A 16,837-nucleotide genomic window follows, 5' to 3' on the forward strand; every position below is an offset into this window, starting at 1 on the left:
GTACTGATCATGATTAAAAGCCTAGCTATACTTTTGAAAAGGAGTTTTAAATTTGGGTAGAAAATGTTAAACATGATCTTAATAATCCTGTAGTGAAAAATGATGAACTATTATAGTAGATTGATTATGAGCATTAATATGTTAATGATTGTAATCAATTTACTAAAATGTAGGAGCATCTGCATAATCTCTCACAGGGGGTAAATACATCGATTTATAAATTAAATGTCATTTTTAAATCTAATTGTAATATAAATTATTACAATATAAATAATCTGATTACATTTGTTGACGATATGAATAACACACGATTTTCAACGGCATTACATATATTGACTTTATTGGCCGATAGTGGGGATAATTGGGTAAATTCGGATTGGATTGCAGGAAGTATTAATATTAATGCGGCGATGGTCAGAAAAGAATTGAGTACGCTGCAAGATGCTGGCTTTGTCGTAGGACGTAAGGGCAAAGTAGGTGGGTCAATGTTAAATAAGCCTAGCGAAGATATATCACTAGCCGATATTTATGTCGCGGTGAAGAATTCGGAAATATTAGGTAAAAAGAATTTAAGTCCTAATCCCAATTGTCCAGTTGGTAAAAGGATTAATGGGGAGTTGGAGAAGTTGTATGCTGAAACAGACCAACTGGTTATTCGTTCATTAAGAGGCATGTCATTAGAAAATTTTGCGAAAAAATTTCGTTGATTTTTTTTGACTTTAAATGTAACAAATTTTATTACAATATAAAGATTTATGAAAATAGGAATTACAGGAGCGACCGGACATCTAGGACGTCTAGTGGTAAAACAATTAAAAGAAAAAGTAGCAGCTGATCATATAGTTGCTTTGGTACGCAACACTCAAAAGGCAGCTGAGTTAGGAGTTGAATCGCGTATATTTGATTATGATAAACCTGAGACTTTGAGCGGATCATTGCAAGGTATTGATCATTTATTGTTAATATCTGGTAATGAAATAGGGCAGCGGAAAACTCAACATGAAAATGTGATCCGTGCAGCTCAAGAAGCAGGAGTGAAGTGGATTGTATATACTAGTCTTTTACATGCTGATACATCTTCCTTGAGCTTAGCAGAAGAACATTTACTTACAGAGAAAGCTCTTCAATCATCTGGTATACCTTATACTATTCTACGCAATGGATGGTATACGGAAAATTATACGGCATCAGTTCCAGCTGCCATTACCCACGGAGTTTTAATTGGTAGTGCGGGTGAGGGGCAAATTTCATCAGCTGCCCGAGCAGATTATGCTGAAGCAGCTGCAGTTGTTTTAACAAGTTCTAATGAGCAAGGTAAAGTATATGAATTAGTAGGTGACGAGGCATATACACTTGCAGATTTAGCTGCTGAAATATCTAAACAAACAGGTAAAACGATTCCATATCAAAATTTAAGTGAGGCTGAGTACACCGCTGCACTAATAGGTGCTGGTTTGCCAGAAGGTTTAGCGGCGGCTTTTGCAAGTTTTGATGTTGGTGCATCAAAAGGAGATTTGTACGATAATAATAAACAATTGTCATCTTTAATTGGTCGTCCTACTACGACATTGGCAGCAGCAGTGAGGGAAGCTTTGGCAGTATAATACGAATATTATAGTTTTAATTTAATACATCACTTCTATCTGTATGATGGAGGTGATGTGTTTTTTTTATAGAGTTGTTTAACTCATTTTTTTTATATTTATTCTGAATATGTAATGATTAGCCATTAGCAAATGATTTTATAATTATGAAAAAAGTAACTGGATTAGGAGGGGTGTTCTTCAAATGTGACGATCCGGAGGCGATAAATAATTGGTATGCCAAAAATCTTGGAATAGTTACTAGCGAGTATGGTGCTAATTTTGAATGGAGAGATGTTGATGATACCTCTAAAAAGGGCAATACCACTTGGTGTACTTTTCCTAAAGAGTCTGAATATTTTAATCCTTCTACTAAGCCATTTATGATTAATTATCGGGTGGATAATCTCGTCGCTTTGGTTGAGGAATTAAAAAAAGAAGATGTGACTATGGTCGATGAAATTTCAGAATTTGAATATGGTAAATTTGTACATATATTAGATCCTGAAGGTAATGTAATTGAACTTTGGGAACCAAAGGGAAATTTTGAATAAGATTTAACTTAGTCATTGATCTTTATAGCAGTCATAGAAATAATAAGGTAGCAATAAATCTAAAGTCGGTAAGGGTATATCATAAAATGGCTAAATTAATGAAAATCAAGAGCACACAGGATGAACGTATCGCTAAAATGCTTTTCGCATCCGTTTATCCACATTATGTCGCAAAAGTTGTAAAGAAAGGCCGAACTAAAGAAGAGTTACATCGGGTGATTCAATGGCTAACTGGATTTGATGATGTGACGTTGCAGCATCAAATTGATGAGAAAGTGACTTTTGAAATCTTCTTCGATCAGGCGAATCTTAATTCGAACGCAACGTTGATTACTGGTGTCATTTGTGGCTATCGTGTTGAAGAAATCGAAAACCAGCTAACACGGAAGGTGAGGTATTTAGATAAAATCGTAGATGAATTAGCAAAAGGAAAAAAGATAGAAAAAATTATGCGTCGTTCAGAATAAATGTTTGTATATTAGTATATGAGACTGTATAGTAATTGCTCATAAATTGATCGAAGCTAACTCAATAAATAATAAATGGAGCCGTTTACATTATTGTAATCGGCTTTTTTATGGTAATATATTAAATACTAGTCCTATTTAGGAGCAGGAAACTGTGCTGTAGTTGTTTGACAGTATTTGTTTTATTAATTTTACATGAATAAAGAATTTTAGATCAAAAGATCAGGATTTAAAAAACGAAATTCAACACGTCTTCTTTTACACGAAACCGCATAATATTTGATACTCCATGTTAAAAAGTACATACATAATAATTATAATCTTTTTCTTATCGTTTACCAGCTATGCTCAAAATATGGATGGTTTGCAACAGCATATCAATCAAATTATCACTGGTAAAAATGCCTTAGTTGGTGTTGCTATCAGTGGCATAAGCCAAAATGATACTGTAGGTGTACAGGCAAGTCAGCGTCTGCCAATGCAAAGCGTATTTAAATTTCCATTAGCAATTGTGATGTTAACAGAGATTGACAAAGGTAATTTTACTTTGGATCAAAAAATTGAAATTACAAAACGTGATCTTACTCCAGAGATCTGGAGTCCTATTCGAGATAAGTATCCTGATGGAGTAACCCTCACATTGAGAGAAATTCTCGAATATACGATTACATTAAGCGATAACATTGGTTGTGATGTCATGTTAAAGCTTCTTGGTGGCCCACAGAAAGTAGAGCAATATTTTGCGAAGCAAGGTTTTAAGAATATCTCTATTAAGATTAATGAAAAAACGATGCAAAGTAATTGGGATAAACAGTTTTTGAATTGGTGCACTCCTCAAGAAATGAACAACATTTTGAAGACATTTTATGTCAATAAAAACAATTTATTGTCCATGTCCATGTATGATTTTCTATGGAGTACGATGAAGTCCACTAACACAGGTCTTAACCAAATAAAAGGACAACTTCCGGCAGGAACTGTGGTCGCACATAAAACGGGCTCGTCGGGTAGAAATAAAGATACAGGTGTTACTGCAGCATTAAATGATGTAGGAATTGTTTCTCTTCCAAATGGCGAATACTTTGTCATTAGTATATTTGTGACAAATTCCAAAGAGAGTAAGGAAACGAATGAGCGGATGATTTCAGACATCGCTAAAGTGACTTGGGATTATTTTACAGGAATTAACAATCGTAACTAGTTATGTATTTTTTTATGCGCTGATAAATATACCGTTTTATTTTTTGATCAGATTCCATTCGAATTGCTTTTGATATCAAAAGCAATTCGAATGGAAATTATTAAACTCTTTTTTAAAGTAATACTTCTTGATCTGTTGTTCCATTTTGCAGCAATTCATCTATACTTTTAAGTGTTCTTTGTGAGATTTGTTCTAAAGCCTCTTTTGTAAAAAAAGCCTGATGTGCAGTTAGCAAAACATTGGGAAAACTCATTAATAACTGAATAGTATCATCGTCTATGATTGTCGCGGACAAATCTTTGAAAAAAAGTTTTTCTTCTTGTTCATAAACGTCAATGCCAAGAAGTCCAATTTGTCTGTTTTTTAAGGCTTGTATAGCATCGGTAGTATTGATCAAGTTGCCTCTGCTGGTGTTAATAATGGTGACACCACTTTTCATCTTATCAATCGATTCTTTGTTAATTAAGTAATGATTGTCAACAGTTAGTGGGCAATGCAACGATATGATATCTGATTGGGTAAAAAGGGTCTCTAAATCGACATATTTCACCTTAAGATCACTGAGCGATTGATCTGGATATAGGTCATAAGCAATCACTTCGGCGCCAAAACCCAAAGCAATTTTTGCAAAAGCTTTTCCGATCTTACCTGTTCCAATCACACCAATTTTTTTCTGATATAAATTGAATCCTAATAATCCGTTTAGTGAAAAATTTTGTTCTCGTACACGATTGTATGCTTTATGAGTTTTACGATTCAAAGTCAGTAACATAGCCATGGCATGTTCAGCAACGGCTTCGGGTGAATACGCCGGTACACGACAAATGTAAATACCAAATTCTTTGGCAGCATCCATGTCAACGTTGTTAAAACCCGCACACCGTAAGGCAATTATTTTTATACCTTTTTGGGCAAGCACTTCTATAACTTCCCTATTTAATCGATCATTGACAAAAACACAAACAGCATCTTCTTTTTCGATCGCATTTACGATATGAGGTCCTAAATGTGTTTCGTAAAAATTGAGTTCGAAACCATATTTTTCATTTTCTTTTTCAAAAAATTGTTTATCATAAGGCTTGGTGGAGAAAAAAGCTATTTTCATACTAATTGTTTTACTAGTAAACTTAGGTAAAGTTACTTACAATAGCAATTTGATTACGCCTTATTAAAAATCAATTTATTAAAGTAAATCGTTTAATCATCATTCTTATTTTTAAAAAATTTGCTCTAGTAATTTATTGTATGATCGTTGTTGTGCTAATCAATAAAAATTAAGTTGTATCTATTTATAATGTATGATTATAATTGTTTTATAGTGTAAATTTTGATTGAAATCTTGTAGTAGCTAGGTTTAATGGTTTGCTATTTTAGTTTATTATTAAATTATACTTATATGAAATAGAATTTAATAAAAACTCAGGGGATAAATTAGCATATTCGACCCAGTATGGTTTAGATTTACTCTCTAATATATTATGATTGTGAATAACTAGTATTAATTGTTATATTAGTTTCGACACTAATCCATGTTATGTCTAACCAAACCTTAATTTCTACTGCTGAATTTGAGCACATTTATGAAAAATGGAATAAAAAAGTTTATCAATACGCATTGAATAAAACTTCTTCTACTTATATAGCTGAAGAAACGGTACAGCGTGTCTTTATTAAACTTTGGAATAACCTTTTTCATAAACATATATCTGTGGACATAGAAGCCCAATTATTCTGTATCGCCCGTACGACTCTTTTTGATATTGTAAAGGAGGAAAGAAAAAGACAGGTTTCGTTGGATTTGAAAATTAAAGCAGATGCCGTTCCGACACCGTCAGATTTATATCTCTTAAAAGAGATTCAATTACGCTATGAAGAGATTGTAGGACGGATGCCAGAATCGCGCCGAAAAGTCTTTATGATGAGCAGATTTGATCATTTAAGCTATAAGGAAATAGCCGAGCGACTTTCAATAACTCCTAAAACTGTGGAGAATCACATAGCTTTAGCATTGAAAGCATTAAAAAAAATATTCTTATTATTTATATTTTATTTAAAATATTTTTGGGGGTAAGGTCAAGTATTGCAGTATTCTTATTATATGAAGATTACTACTGAACTAATTGACCGATATCTAAAAAACCAGTGTTCTACTGAAGAAGCTGAGTTTTTGGAAAATTATATACAACAAGCAGGGGTACTTGACGAGCTTTCGCCCCAAGAGGAATGGAGTCTCGTGCCAGAAAATCTAGATTACCATAATCAAGATAAAATCAAAGAAAAAGTATTTGCCTTTATAAATCAAAAAAATAAGCGCTCCTATCAGAAGAAAGTACGTCGAGTTGTTTCGGCAGCTGCTGCAGTATTGATCGGTATAATTGGGTATTACTTTCCTTTTAATACTTCGAAGGTAGGACCAACTTCACAAATTACGAAAGTTAAAGTTCTTGATGATCAAATTAAAGAGATCAGCAATTTATACTACATTAATTCTGGAAATGAAATTATGCATTTAACGGCTAGTGATGGTTCGGTCATAAGTCTTTATCCGCATTCAGAAATTAAATACGCCGAAGATTTCAGCACACTAAAAGAAAGAGCATTGTACTTAAAAGGCAAGGCGAAATTCCATGTTGCGAAAGATGTGCATAAACCTTTTCATGTACATTCAACTGGTGTAATAACTACAGCTTTAGGTACCATATTTACCGTTGATGAATTGGAATCTACTCAAACGCAAATTAAATTGTTTGAAGGAAAGATTGAGGTGAAGGCTGAGGATACTAATAGGGGAAAAACATTGGTACGCACTTTTTTTCCTAACGAGGAAATTACTTTAGATCATCGCGATCTGATCGTTCTTGAAGAGATAAAATCACAGACGGTAGGTACAGATCGAGGTGGACATTTTCTTCAAAATACGCATACTATCCAGTTTAAAAATATTTCTTTAGAAGATGTTTTGGCACTTCTGGTCCAAAATTACGATATAGATTTTCAGTACGATAAAGCAAAAATTGCGAATAAATTCTATAGTGGAACCTTCTCCAATAAGAACCAGGTGTATGAAGATATTATAAAAGAAATCAACTATCTACACCATACCGATATAAACTATACCAATCCAAATAAATAAACAATCAAATTAAAAACGAATTATGAATAACTTTTTATCCAAAAAGCATCAATTCCAAACGATGCTGCTACTGCGATTTAGAAGTCCGCAAACGAATTGGCCTCTTCGACTGGGAATGTTAGGGCTAGTGAGTATGAGTTATCATGTGGGATTAGCGCAGTCAACAGCTTCTGTCAATGGGGTTGTACGGGATGCGAGTAACAATCCGATTAGTGGAGCAACAGTGAGTATTGAAAACCCAAAAACAAAGTACAAACAGATCAATACGACAAATGCAGCAGGAACTTTCTCATTTGATCGTATCCCCGAAGGACAAGACTACGAGATTAAAGTCAGTTTTGTTGGTTTCAAAACCAAAATCCTTAGTAACTATAATATTGACTCAAAAGATAAAGTCGCTATTACCGTTGCCTTGGAACAAGAACAAGAAGTCTAGAGGAAGTTGTCGTTGTAGGATATGGAAAACAAAAGAGGGCTAATATCACCGGTTCTGTGGCTTCAGTCAATGCAGAACAGTTAAAGAATATTTCGCCTTCTAATCTGTCCAATGCTCTTGCTGGACGTGCCGCAGGAATCAATGTGACTAATACCTCAGGAATGGCAGGGGCTTCATCAAGTTTACGCATTCGTGGTAGCTTTGCCGAACCTTTGTATGTTATTGATGGGATTGTTCGTGACAAGGCTGCGTTCGATGCCTTAGAAGCAAACGAAGTGGATCAGATGAGTTTCTTGAAAGATGCAGCTACTGCTGCGGTATATGGTACGCGAGCTGGAAACGGAGTTGTGGTGGTGACTACTAAAAAAGGATCTGCGCAAGAACCTGTTTTCAATGTACAAAGTAACTATAGTTTTGGAGCACCAACTCAGACGCTTTTAGCTGATATTACTACAGCTGCTGATGAGCTGACTTATCAAAATCGTGTTTCACAATTTTTGTGGGAAAATGGAAGTAAGACCTCGCCGTGGGTCGCTCCAAATGGACAAATAGAGTTTGATTATTTTAAAGATAAGGATTACAGTGTCAACGATGTGATATGGAGAAATCCATTCAGTCATAGACAATCAATTTCTGTGTCTGGTGGAGGAGATCGCATCACCTATTATAATTTGGTGAGCTATAGAAAAGAGAATGGATCTTATAAATCTTTGGATCATGAGAAGTTTAATTTGAGAAGTAATGTTAGTGCTAAGATCACGGATGATTTTACGATTGATGTTAATATTTCTGCTAATCAAATCAATTCAAAGCGTTTTTATTGGCCTTTTAGTACCTCATCTGATGATGATGATTTTGATGTTTCAGATTTTTATCGTGTAACATTTAACTGGCCTAAGATGTATCCGTTTTATCTCAATGCTGATGGGTCACCAAGTGATTCAGCAACAGATTATCCTGTGCAAACACCTATGGGAAGTTGGCAAGCATGGAATGTGATTGACCAAGTTGTTGGTAACCGCTACATAGATCGTAAAGTCCGCCAAGTCAATCCGATTATGACGTTAAATTATAAGTTGGATAAACTTGTACAGGGCTTATCTACGAAAGTTGTCGGTAGTTATCTTGCAGAAGATTATATGCGCAAACGATTTATGACTTTTCAGAAGAACTATACTTTTACATCCTTGAATCCGGACGGTAACCGATTTATCCCAGCACCGCCATCTGAAGATAAAGTGAATATTTTTACATTTAGTCAGGCACAGCCTTTTATGGATTATGCTCCACAACGGGAATGGGAATATCAGGTCAACTGGTTTTTGAATTATAACCGTAAATTTAATAAACATGGTATCGATGCATTATTGGTGTATGAACAATTTAAGGCTGGTGGTACATACGTGAATTCACGTGCAGAAAATCCGATTGTAAGTATCGATCAGATGTTTATTTATCCGACAGATCGTAATTTTAGATCTACAGATGCTTATGAATCTATTAATTCAAGAAGGGGCTTCATTGGACGTGCAAACTATAATTATTCGGATAAATATATTGCCGAATTTTCATTTCGATATGATGGTTCTCCTTTATTCCCAGGTGACAAACGGTGGGGTTTTTTTCCTTCGATGTCAGCCGCTTGGCGCATATCGGAGGAGCAGTTTTTTTCCAATGTTAGAAACACCATGAGTGATTTAAAATTACGCGCATCTTATGGTACTACAGGTAATGATTTGAATGTGAATGCGCAAAGGATCGGACAATTTTTGTATCAAGAAAAATATCGGCCTTCAGGAGGATATATGTTTGGAGATCGTTACTATAATGGTGTTGCTTACGGAGCTACACCAACGCAAAACCTAACATGGACGACATCTAAAAGTGTCAATATCGGTTTAGATTTTGGTTTTATCAACAATAAATTAACGGGTTCAGTTGATGTATTTAGTCGAAAAGAAACAGATATATTAGGTCCACGATCTTTAAAAGTACCGGATAATTATGGACGGGCCTTAGCTCCTGAAAATTATGCCGCGAGAAGCTACAAAGGGGGCGAGTTTTCCGTCAATTGGAATGACCGTATTGGTGAAGTGTCCTATGGAGTGACAGCTAATATGGGATATGCAAAAGATCGATGGGATATTTTTGATGAAGAACCAGCTTTTGCGGTTGGTGGGACACGTAATTTTGAATCTCGAGTTGGTAGACCCGAAAATAGAATCATAGGGTTTGAAGCTATAGATCTTATCAGAACGCAACAACAATTGGATGCGTTGAAAAGCAGTGGTTTTAAAACCTACGGACGTGATCCTTATCTTGGGATGATCTTATATAAAGATATTCGTGGCGCTAATTATTCGGATATGCCAGATGGAAAAATTGATGATAATGATTTGACCTTACTTTCTGAAAATAATACTCCTCGTATTAATTATGGCTTAGGACTAAATGCAAACTGGAAAGGCGTCACTATTTCAGCTTTACTACAAGGAGTATTGGCCTATGATCGTGTTATTAGTAATCAAGAAGGGGGCGGAATCCGTCAGCATGGAGGTACTTTTCGTCCATATTACCCAATCTGGGCTGGAGATGTATGGACAGCAGATAATCCAAATGCTGAATATCCAAGAGTGGTAGGATCTAATTGGCAAGAATCGGGCACTGGGGCATCTAGTTTTTGGATTCGCAATGGTGCTTATTTACGTTTAAGAGATTTAAATGTTTCATACAGTTTACCGCAGTCTCTTACAAAAGCAATGAAAATCAATCATGTTAATCTTTTCTTTAATGGAACAAATTTATTTGTGTTTTCGCCTATGACAGAATTTCATGATCCAGAGCAGAAAATGTATGATTCCTATCCTGTAATGAAAACTTTCACATTAGGATTGGATATTAAATTTTAAGAAAACTCATCATGAAATCCTCGCTGCAATGTCTTTAAATACGAAAGAGTATCTGCTTTTACTTCGGTAGATTTCATGTACAAAAAATCATAAAACAATACCATTAATTATAAACTGATGAAAAAAATATTTTATCCCATATTAGCGCTTTTATTGACATCATCATCCTGTAAAGATGTGTTGGATATTGAAGATCTAAATTCACTTGATGAAAGTAAGGTTTGGAATGATCCAAACCTCGTGAATGCTTATATAACCAATCTTTATCCCTTATTTGGTAATTGGAGCGCTGGAGCTGATGCAAATTCCGATCAATTAATCGGAATTGCCTTTCCATTAGATGCAGTTACAGTTAATAATGCAGCGTATAAAGTTTGGGACTACACGACCATACGTAAAATTAATACTGCAATCCAAAAAGTAAACGAAAGTACAGGACTGAGTAAAGATGTGAAAAATTCAGTCCTTAGCCAGGCCTTATTTATGCGTGCTTATATGTACTTCAATATGGTGAGAAACCACGGAGGAGTGCCTTATATTACTGTTCCTCAAGATTTAGAAACCGATGAATTACAAGTACCTCGAAATACCACAAAAGAGTGCTTTGATTTTATCGTGAAAGATCTTGATCAAGCGATTTCTTTATTGCCTCCTGTAATTGCTAAAAATTCAGTAGACTATGGTAGGATTGATGGAAACTTTGCTATGGCATTTAAAGCCAAAGTCTTATTATACAAAGCATCACCTCAATTTAACCCATCCAACCCATATAATAATGCTTTCTGGGCAGAAGCAAACATAGCTAATAAGGCTGCTTATGATAAGTTAAAAGCTGATGGGTATAATTTGACCGCTGACTATTCCAATATTGCATTGCAGGAGAAGGGGGCTGAAGTCGTATTTGCAGTCATCAATGCTTACCCTAATAAAGTCGCAAGTTGGGATAATGGTGTTCGTCCGGGATCTGAAAGTAGAGGATCCGCGAGTGCTGTTCCATCTTGGGATTTTGTTAAATCGTTTCCAATGAAAGATGGCAAATCTTTTTCAGACCCGACCGGAAAGTACTATAAGACCAGTGAGCAGTTTTTGCAGTCTTATTGGGAAAATAGAGATCCACGATTTGAAAAATCGATTGTATGGAATGGTAAAGTATATGAGGTTTCGGGAAAGACAGGAAAGAGACAATATACCTCAGTTGGTATAGCTGCTGATCTGGATAATTTTGGTGTGAATCCTAAAGCAAAGACACCATCAGAAAATCTGAATCGATATAGTGGCTTTTTTATTCTTAAAAACTCTAAGTTGTCTCTTAAACAAACGGAAGTGGAAACACAGTATGATGTCGATTTTGTATTGATGCGTTTTGCAGAAGTTATGATGAATTATGCGGAAACGGCAAATGAAACTGGTGATTTCAATACGGCATTAAATCTTTTAAAACAAATTCGTATGCGTGCTGGTATTGAAGCTGGGGACGATGGTAACTATGGTATTACAGCAACTGACCGTTCGCAAATGCGTGATGCAATTTTAGCTGAACGTAATATCGAATTCTGTTTTGAGGGACATCGTTTCTGGGATTTGAGACGAGCTCGCAAATTAAACATGCTGAACAACACGACTAAATATGGAGTAGAAGCAATTGCTATCACCAACGATGGCACAGATATGGATTTGGATGAGGCTGCTCTGCTTGCAAAGAGTTATCAACTCAGGGAAAATCAATTTAAGTACAGTATACTTCAAGTGCCGAATACAGGAAATAAAGTGAATTTGGTTCCTGATACCTACTATTTCTTTCCGATAGCACAATCTGTCATTGATAAAAATTCAAATATTAAACAAAATAAGGACTGGGGGGGAACATTCAATCCAACTCTGGAATAGCACAGGTGATGAATGTGGTATAGGTTAAAATATACTGTTTTAAGATGTCAAATATTTAGATAAGCACTTCTTCTGTATGCTAAACAAGTTCAATTACTGAACCATCTTGCGTAGTCTCGATCTTCTGGTCGGGACTACTTTCTTTATAGTTCTCAATAAACTCAGCGTAATTTTTTAAGAAAGTTTATATGAAGAGAAGTGATTTTCTGTGAATTGATACCTGTTGAACCATTTTTGATGATGTATTATGTTTTTGTTAATTTTTGAGTTCTCCTTTGTTTTATGAAATAAATTGAGGTATCAAATTGTCTATGATAGATAAAAATGAAGTATAGATTTGGCCTTATCTTTTTTTGGCACGTTAAATGTCATTACTATAGAATGATTAAAATGAAAAAGATGTATTTTATATTAGCACTTTCAACTGCTATGCTCAGTACTTCATGCTATATGTCAAGGACATCCGGTCATAGTGGTAAAGTTCCTCCTGGCCAAGCTAAAAAAGCAGCAGGAACAAAATCTGCTAAGCATTTTGCTCCGGGGCAGCAATATAAAAAGTAATTTAAAATTATCTTGTTGAAATAGATTTTCTTTTTGTATCAAGATAATGATGCCTTATCCGAAAAATATCGTCCACAAAATAAATTTATGTAAATCATTTCTAAATCAATCAGAGTGGTAGGGTGAACTAAAAAAAATAATTTATATCTTCTGAATTTAATAATAGCGTTGATGCGCTGGATCTTATAATACAAAATGAGCTGTGTTGTATTAGACGTGTGGAGGATGCGATAAGATACAAAAAATGCGCAGTTTTTGGCTGCGCATCTAAAAATACTGTTAATACTATTAACCTAAATAAGATTTTAAAATCTTGCTACGAGATGTATGACGTAAGCGTTGTAAAGCTTTATCTTTAATCTGGCGGACACGTTCACGAGTCAGGTTGAATTTTTCACCTATTTCCTCTAAAGATAATTGGTGATTAGATCCGAGACCAAAAAATAAAACGATTATTTCTCTTTCTCTTTCTGTCAAAGTAGATAATGAACGTCTGATTTCCTCCGATAAAGACTCATCGATAAGAGAACTATCAGTATCTGGGTCATGATTCTCTAATACATCTAATAGGGTATTTTCTTCCCCTTGCACGAATGGTGCGTCCATAGAGACATGTCTTCCCGAATTACTTAAAGTATCCGAAACTTTATCGACTGTTGTTTCAAGAATATCAGCTAACTCTTCTGGTGAAGGTTCGCGTTCATATTCTTGTTCTAATTTAGAGAATGCTTTACTAATTTTACTTAATGAACCCACTTGGTTCAATGGTAAACGCACAATACGAGATTGCTCCGCAATAGCTTGAAGAATTGATTGACGAATCCACCATACCGCATAAGAGATAAATTTAAAACCTTTAGTCTCGTCAAAACGTTTAGCTGCTTTTATTAAGCCCAAGTTACCTTCATTGATTAAATCACCTAAGGTTAATCCTTGATTCTGATATTGTTTTGCTACAGATACGACGAAACGTAAGTTGGTTTTAGTCAATTTCTCCAAGGCAACTTGGTCACCTTCGCGAATACGTTGTGCTAATTCAACTTCTTCTTCTGCTGTTATTAAGTCTACTTTACCAATTTCGTGTAAGTATTTGTCCAACGACTGTGACTCACGATTGGTAATTGATTGTGTAATTTTGAGCTGTCTCATTAATTATATTAATACCTTTCTTCTCTGAAATGTTTGCAAAAATACAAAATAAAAACGAATTATTTTAATATTTATTGCTGATACATGATTATATCATGCTGATTATGAGGAATTTTATTTCAATATTCATGCAGCAAAAATTATTCCAAAAAGAGATAAGTCAGTCATAATAATGTTTAAACTTTTAAACCGATTTGTAATCGGTTGGTAATGAATGTGCTTTGTTTTTGTAAAGGAATTGCTACTCATCTAGGAGCATGACAAGCTTAAATTTTCAAAATAAATGATACATTTGAGCATAGAGAAAATTAAATTTTTCAGAACCAAAACATTTTTATGATTCACATGTTTTTCAATAAAACATATAATTTTGATTATGCCAATTATTATACATTTAGACAAAGTAATGCGAGATCGCAAAATGTCACTGAATGAGCTAAGTGCTAAGGTAGGAATCACGCTGTCAAACCTATCCATCATTAAAAATCAAAAAGCCAAAGCATTGCGTTTGGATACTCTGGCCTCGATCTGTGAAGCACTTGCATGTCAGCCCGCTGATTTAATGGAGTTTATACCGGAAAAATCCGATGACCACAAAAATGAGGATGTAGTCGTTTAGAACCGGTAACCTCTTAAGAAGTCTATAATTTCCATTTTCTTTTTACCTTCTATCTGCAATTGGATGACATGGATGTAACCATTATTACCTGCAAATTTAAGGTAGGATTTACCGTCGGTCTTATAATCTCCAGGAGTAATATCTGGAGTTGAATATTCTTTTGTTCCTACATAGAGCTTTAATACTTTATTGTCTAAGCTTGTATAGGCGGCTGGATATGGACTCAATCCGCGTATGAGGTTATAGATGGTGTCAATATCTTGATTCCAGTCGATTTGACAGTTTTCTTTGAATATTTTAGGCGCATGTTTCAATTCACTCTCTGGAATTAGTGTACTTTGTGCTTTTGGTGTCAGCGTATTCGTTTTTAGTCCGGCCAAAGTTTTTAAAAGTAATTGCGCACCTACATGCATCAGTTTATCGTGTAAAATTCCAGCATTGTCATCAGGGGCAATAGCAACTTCCTCCGATAATAGAATCTTTCCGGTGTCTATTTCATGTTGTAAAAGAAATGTTGATACACCACTCACGTGCTCACCGTTGATGATAGCGTGGTTGATGGGTGCTGCGCCTCGATATTGTGGTAATAATGATGCATGTACGTTAATGGTGCCATATGGAGGCATATTCCATACGGCTTCGGGCAGCATGCGAAAAGCAACGACGACTTGTAAATCTGCTTGATAAATTCTCAATTCTTCCAAAAAATCAGGATCTCTAAGTTTAACGGGTTGCAATACTGGTATACCATGAGCCTCTGCATATATCTTAACTGCCGATTGATGAAGTTTTTGTCCTCGGCCCGCCGGTTTGTCAGGTGCTGTGACTACTGCTACAATATTTTCTCCGGATTGTACGAGAGCATCTAATGAAGCGACGGCAAAGTCTGGTGTTCCCATGAATATGATGCGCATATCGATAATGTTTTCTTATTTTAGTACTGAGATGATGGAAACAGCAGTAATAAAGTAGGCTGGTTCACATTTTTTTTTAACTTTGCGAAGTTACATAAATAATTTAAAAGCTTGAATTTTCCATACTTTTTAGCCAAGAGAATCACTTTTTTAGGAAAAAGAACTTTTTCTAAATTAATCGTGCGCATTACCATAGGGGCAATAGCCTTGGCAATCGCGGCGATCATTCTTTCTGTGGGTGTATTGCGGGGATTCAAATCAGAAATTACGGGCAAGCAACGTGGTTTCTTTGGAGATATTATCGTTCTTCGTTATGATCTCAACAATTCTTATGAAAATTCACCGATTGCTTTAGATTCGTTGCAATTAGATTCCGTTAGAAATCATGAAAATGTGGTTGGTATCAGTTCTTTTGCTACTAAACCAGGAATTATCAATGTCAACGATGAGGTCGAGGGAGTTTTGCTAAAAGGAGTAGATGCGGGCTATGATCAACGTTATTTAAAAAATATACTAGTTGAAGGAGATACGTTAAATTTTAATAAGAATGAAGGTGCTGGAGAACAGATTTTGATTTCTAAATATTTAGCGAACAGACTGATGCTTAAGGTCGGCGATGATTTTATCATGTACTTTGTGCAACAGCCTATTCGGAAACGTAAATTTGAAATCAAAGGTATTTATAACTCGGGTTCTGAAGAGTTGGATAAGGTGTATGTCATCGGTTCTCTTAATTTGATTAGGAGACTCAATAATTTGGATAGTACAGCTGTTGGGGGATATGAAGTACGCATTCATGACTTCTCTAAATTGCAACAAACAACGAATGAAATTGATGATATTGTACCTGTAGATATGCATGCTGTAAGTATTCGTGATCAAGTACCTGATATCTTTCAATGGTTAGATTTGCTTGATATGAATACCACAATAATCTTTATACTGGTGACTTTAGTAGCGATCATTAATATGGTTTCAGCTTTACTGATCACCATTTTGGAACGTACTTCGATGATTGGAATTCTAAAGGCGTTGGGCTTTCATAATACTGGTGTACGACGAGTGTTTATGTACAATGCGCTATATTTGATTGGTGTAGGGCTATTGTTAGGTAATTTTATCGGATTAGGTCTATATTTCTTCCAAGATTATACCCATTTTTTCAAATTGGATGAACAGACTTATTACATCTCTTATGTGGCGGTTAAACTATACTGGACCGATATTGTGCTGATCAATATTTCATTGGTCGTGATTGGTATGTTAGCGTTGTTTATTCCTTCTCTATTGATTACTAAAATCAGTCCTATTCGCGCGATTTCTTTTAAATAATTGATTGCTTTAATTGTAGTTCCGGAATAAATATTTTACTTTTAGAGGTTTTGTAGGGGGATTTCTATATGAAATACTTTTGCACATGTATA

The 16,837-nt window shown here is 35.1% G+C and carries 15 protein-coding genes and 1 pseudogene; 13 read left to right on the forward strand and 3 right to left on the reverse strand.

Features of this window, described 5'->3' with window-relative positions; genetic code table 11:
* Positions 1-296: 296 nt before the first annotated feature.
* The 5 genes from AC06G9_RS07755 to bla all read left to right on the forward strand — a co-directional run bounded on the left by AC06G9_RS07755 (position 297) and on the right by bla (position 3,805).
* Entirely contained in the window at positions 297-707 is a 411-nt protein-coding gene (locus tag AC06G9_RS07755) for an Rrf2 family transcriptional regulator (protein WP_045754092.1), read from the forward strand.
* Between the two features lie 48 nt (positions 708-755).
* Positions 756-1,604 carry an SDR family oxidoreductase gene (locus AC06G9_RS07760; protein WP_293928696.1) on the forward strand — a complete coding sequence of 283 codons (849 nt, stop codon included), beginning with the start codon at positions 756-758 and terminating at the stop codon, positions 1,602-1,604.
* Between the two features lie 146 nt (positions 1,605-1,750).
* A complete protein-coding gene (locus tag AC06G9_RS07765; protein WP_346569122.1) occupies positions 1,751-2,137 on the forward strand; it encodes a VOC family protein in 387 nt (128 codons plus the stop codon).
* 86 nt (positions 2,138-2,223) lie between these two features.
* On the forward strand, positions 2,224-2,604 hold the full coding sequence (locus AC06G9_RS07770) for a DUF2200 domain-containing protein (protein ID WP_293928700.1): 381 nt from the start codon (positions 2,224-2,226) through the stop codon (positions 2,602-2,604).
* A 289-nt stretch (positions 2,605-2,893) separates the two neighbouring features.
* Positions 2,894-3,805: a class A beta-lactamase, subclass A2 gene (bla, locus tag AC06G9_RS07775; RefSeq protein WP_480957827.1), complete on the forward strand. Its 912-nt coding sequence runs from the start codon at positions 2,894-2,896 to the stop codon at positions 3,803-3,805.
* 112 nt (positions 3,806-3,917) lie between these two features.
* Here the strand turns inward: bla and AC06G9_RS07780 are convergent, their stop codons facing one another.
* Positions 3,918-4,910 (reverse strand): 2-hydroxyacid dehydrogenase, encoded by a 993-nt coding sequence (locus AC06G9_RS07780; RefSeq protein ID WP_045754097.1) that lies wholly within the window; start codon positions 4,908-4,910, stop codon positions 3,918-3,920.
* Between the two features lie 429 nt (positions 4,911-5,339).
* Here AC06G9_RS07780 and AC06G9_RS07785 point away from each other — a divergent pair, with 429 nt between their 5' ends.
* The 6 genes and pseudogenes from AC06G9_RS07785 to AC06G9_RS07810 all read left to right on the forward strand — a co-directional run bounded on the left by AC06G9_RS07785 (position 5,340) and on the right by AC06G9_RS07810 (position 12,731).
* The gene (locus AC06G9_RS07785) at positions 5,340-5,876 is read left to right on the forward strand and encodes a sigma-70 family RNA polymerase sigma factor (RefSeq protein ID WP_293928706.1); all 537 of its coding nucleotides are present in this window, start codon (positions 5,340-5,342) and stop codon (positions 5,874-5,876) included.
* A gap of 27 nt (positions 5,877-5,903) precedes the next feature.
* Positions 5,904-6,938, forward strand: coding sequence for a FecR family protein (locus AC06G9_RS07790; RefSeq protein WP_094771669.1), 1,035 nt, complete (start codon positions 5,904-5,906; stop codon positions 6,936-6,938).
* 22 nt (positions 6,939-6,960) lie between these two features.
* Complete coding sequence (locus tag AC06G9_RS07795; RefSeq protein WP_480957828.1) at positions 6,961-7,374, forward strand: carboxypeptidase-like regulatory domain-containing protein; 414 nt, start codon at positions 6,961-6,963, stop codon at positions 7,372-7,374.
* 41 nt (positions 7,375-7,415) lie between these two features.
* A pseudogene (locus AC06G9_RS07800) lies at positions 7,416-10,283 on the forward strand (SusC/RagA family TonB-linked outer membrane protein); the annotation flags it as partial.
* Positions 10,284-10,400: 117 nt separating this feature from the next.
* The gene (locus tag AC06G9_RS07805) at positions 10,401-12,170 is read left to right on the forward strand and encodes a RagB/SusD family nutrient uptake outer membrane protein (RefSeq protein ID WP_045754101.1); all 1,770 of its coding nucleotides are present in this window, start codon (positions 10,401-10,403) and stop codon (positions 12,168-12,170) included.
* Between the two features lie 390 nt (positions 12,171-12,560).
* Positions 12,561-12,731, forward strand: coding sequence for a quinol oxidase subunit 4 (locus tag AC06G9_RS07810; RefSeq protein WP_293928713.1), 171 nt, complete (start codon positions 12,561-12,563; stop codon positions 12,729-12,731).
* Positions 12,732-13,019: 288 nt separating this feature from the next.
* On the opposite strand, the gene AC06G9_RS07815 is transcribed toward AC06G9_RS07810, so the two are convergent.
* Positions 13,020-13,880: a sigma-70 family RNA polymerase sigma factor gene (locus AC06G9_RS07815; RefSeq protein ID WP_021189489.1), complete on the reverse strand. Its 861-nt coding sequence runs from the start codon at positions 13,878-13,880 to the stop codon at positions 13,020-13,022.
* Between the two features lie 376 nt (positions 13,881-14,256).
* Between AC06G9_RS07815 and AC06G9_RS07820 the strand changes: the two genes are divergently transcribed.
* Positions 14,257-14,499: a helix-turn-helix domain-containing protein gene (locus AC06G9_RS07820; RefSeq protein ID WP_045754102.1), complete on the forward strand. Its 243-nt coding sequence runs from the start codon at positions 14,257-14,259 to the stop codon at positions 14,497-14,499.
* Here the strand turns inward: AC06G9_RS07820 and fmt are convergent.
* On the reverse strand, positions 14,496-15,413 hold the full coding sequence (gene fmt / locus AC06G9_RS07825) for a methionyl-tRNA formyltransferase (protein WP_094771665.1): 918 nt from the start codon (positions 15,411-15,413) through the stop codon (positions 14,496-14,498). The genes AC06G9_RS07820 and fmt overlap by 4 nt on opposite strands.
* 111 nt (positions 15,414-15,524) lie before the next feature.
* Between fmt and AC06G9_RS07830 the strand changes: the two genes are divergently transcribed.
* Complete coding sequence (locus tag AC06G9_RS07830) at positions 15,525-16,745, forward strand: ABC transporter permease (protein WP_094771664.1); 1,221 nt, start codon at positions 15,525-15,527, stop codon at positions 16,743-16,745.
* Positions 16,746-16,837 lie beyond the last annotated feature (92 nt).

The organism is Sphingobacterium sp. MAE (assembly GCF_056711605.1).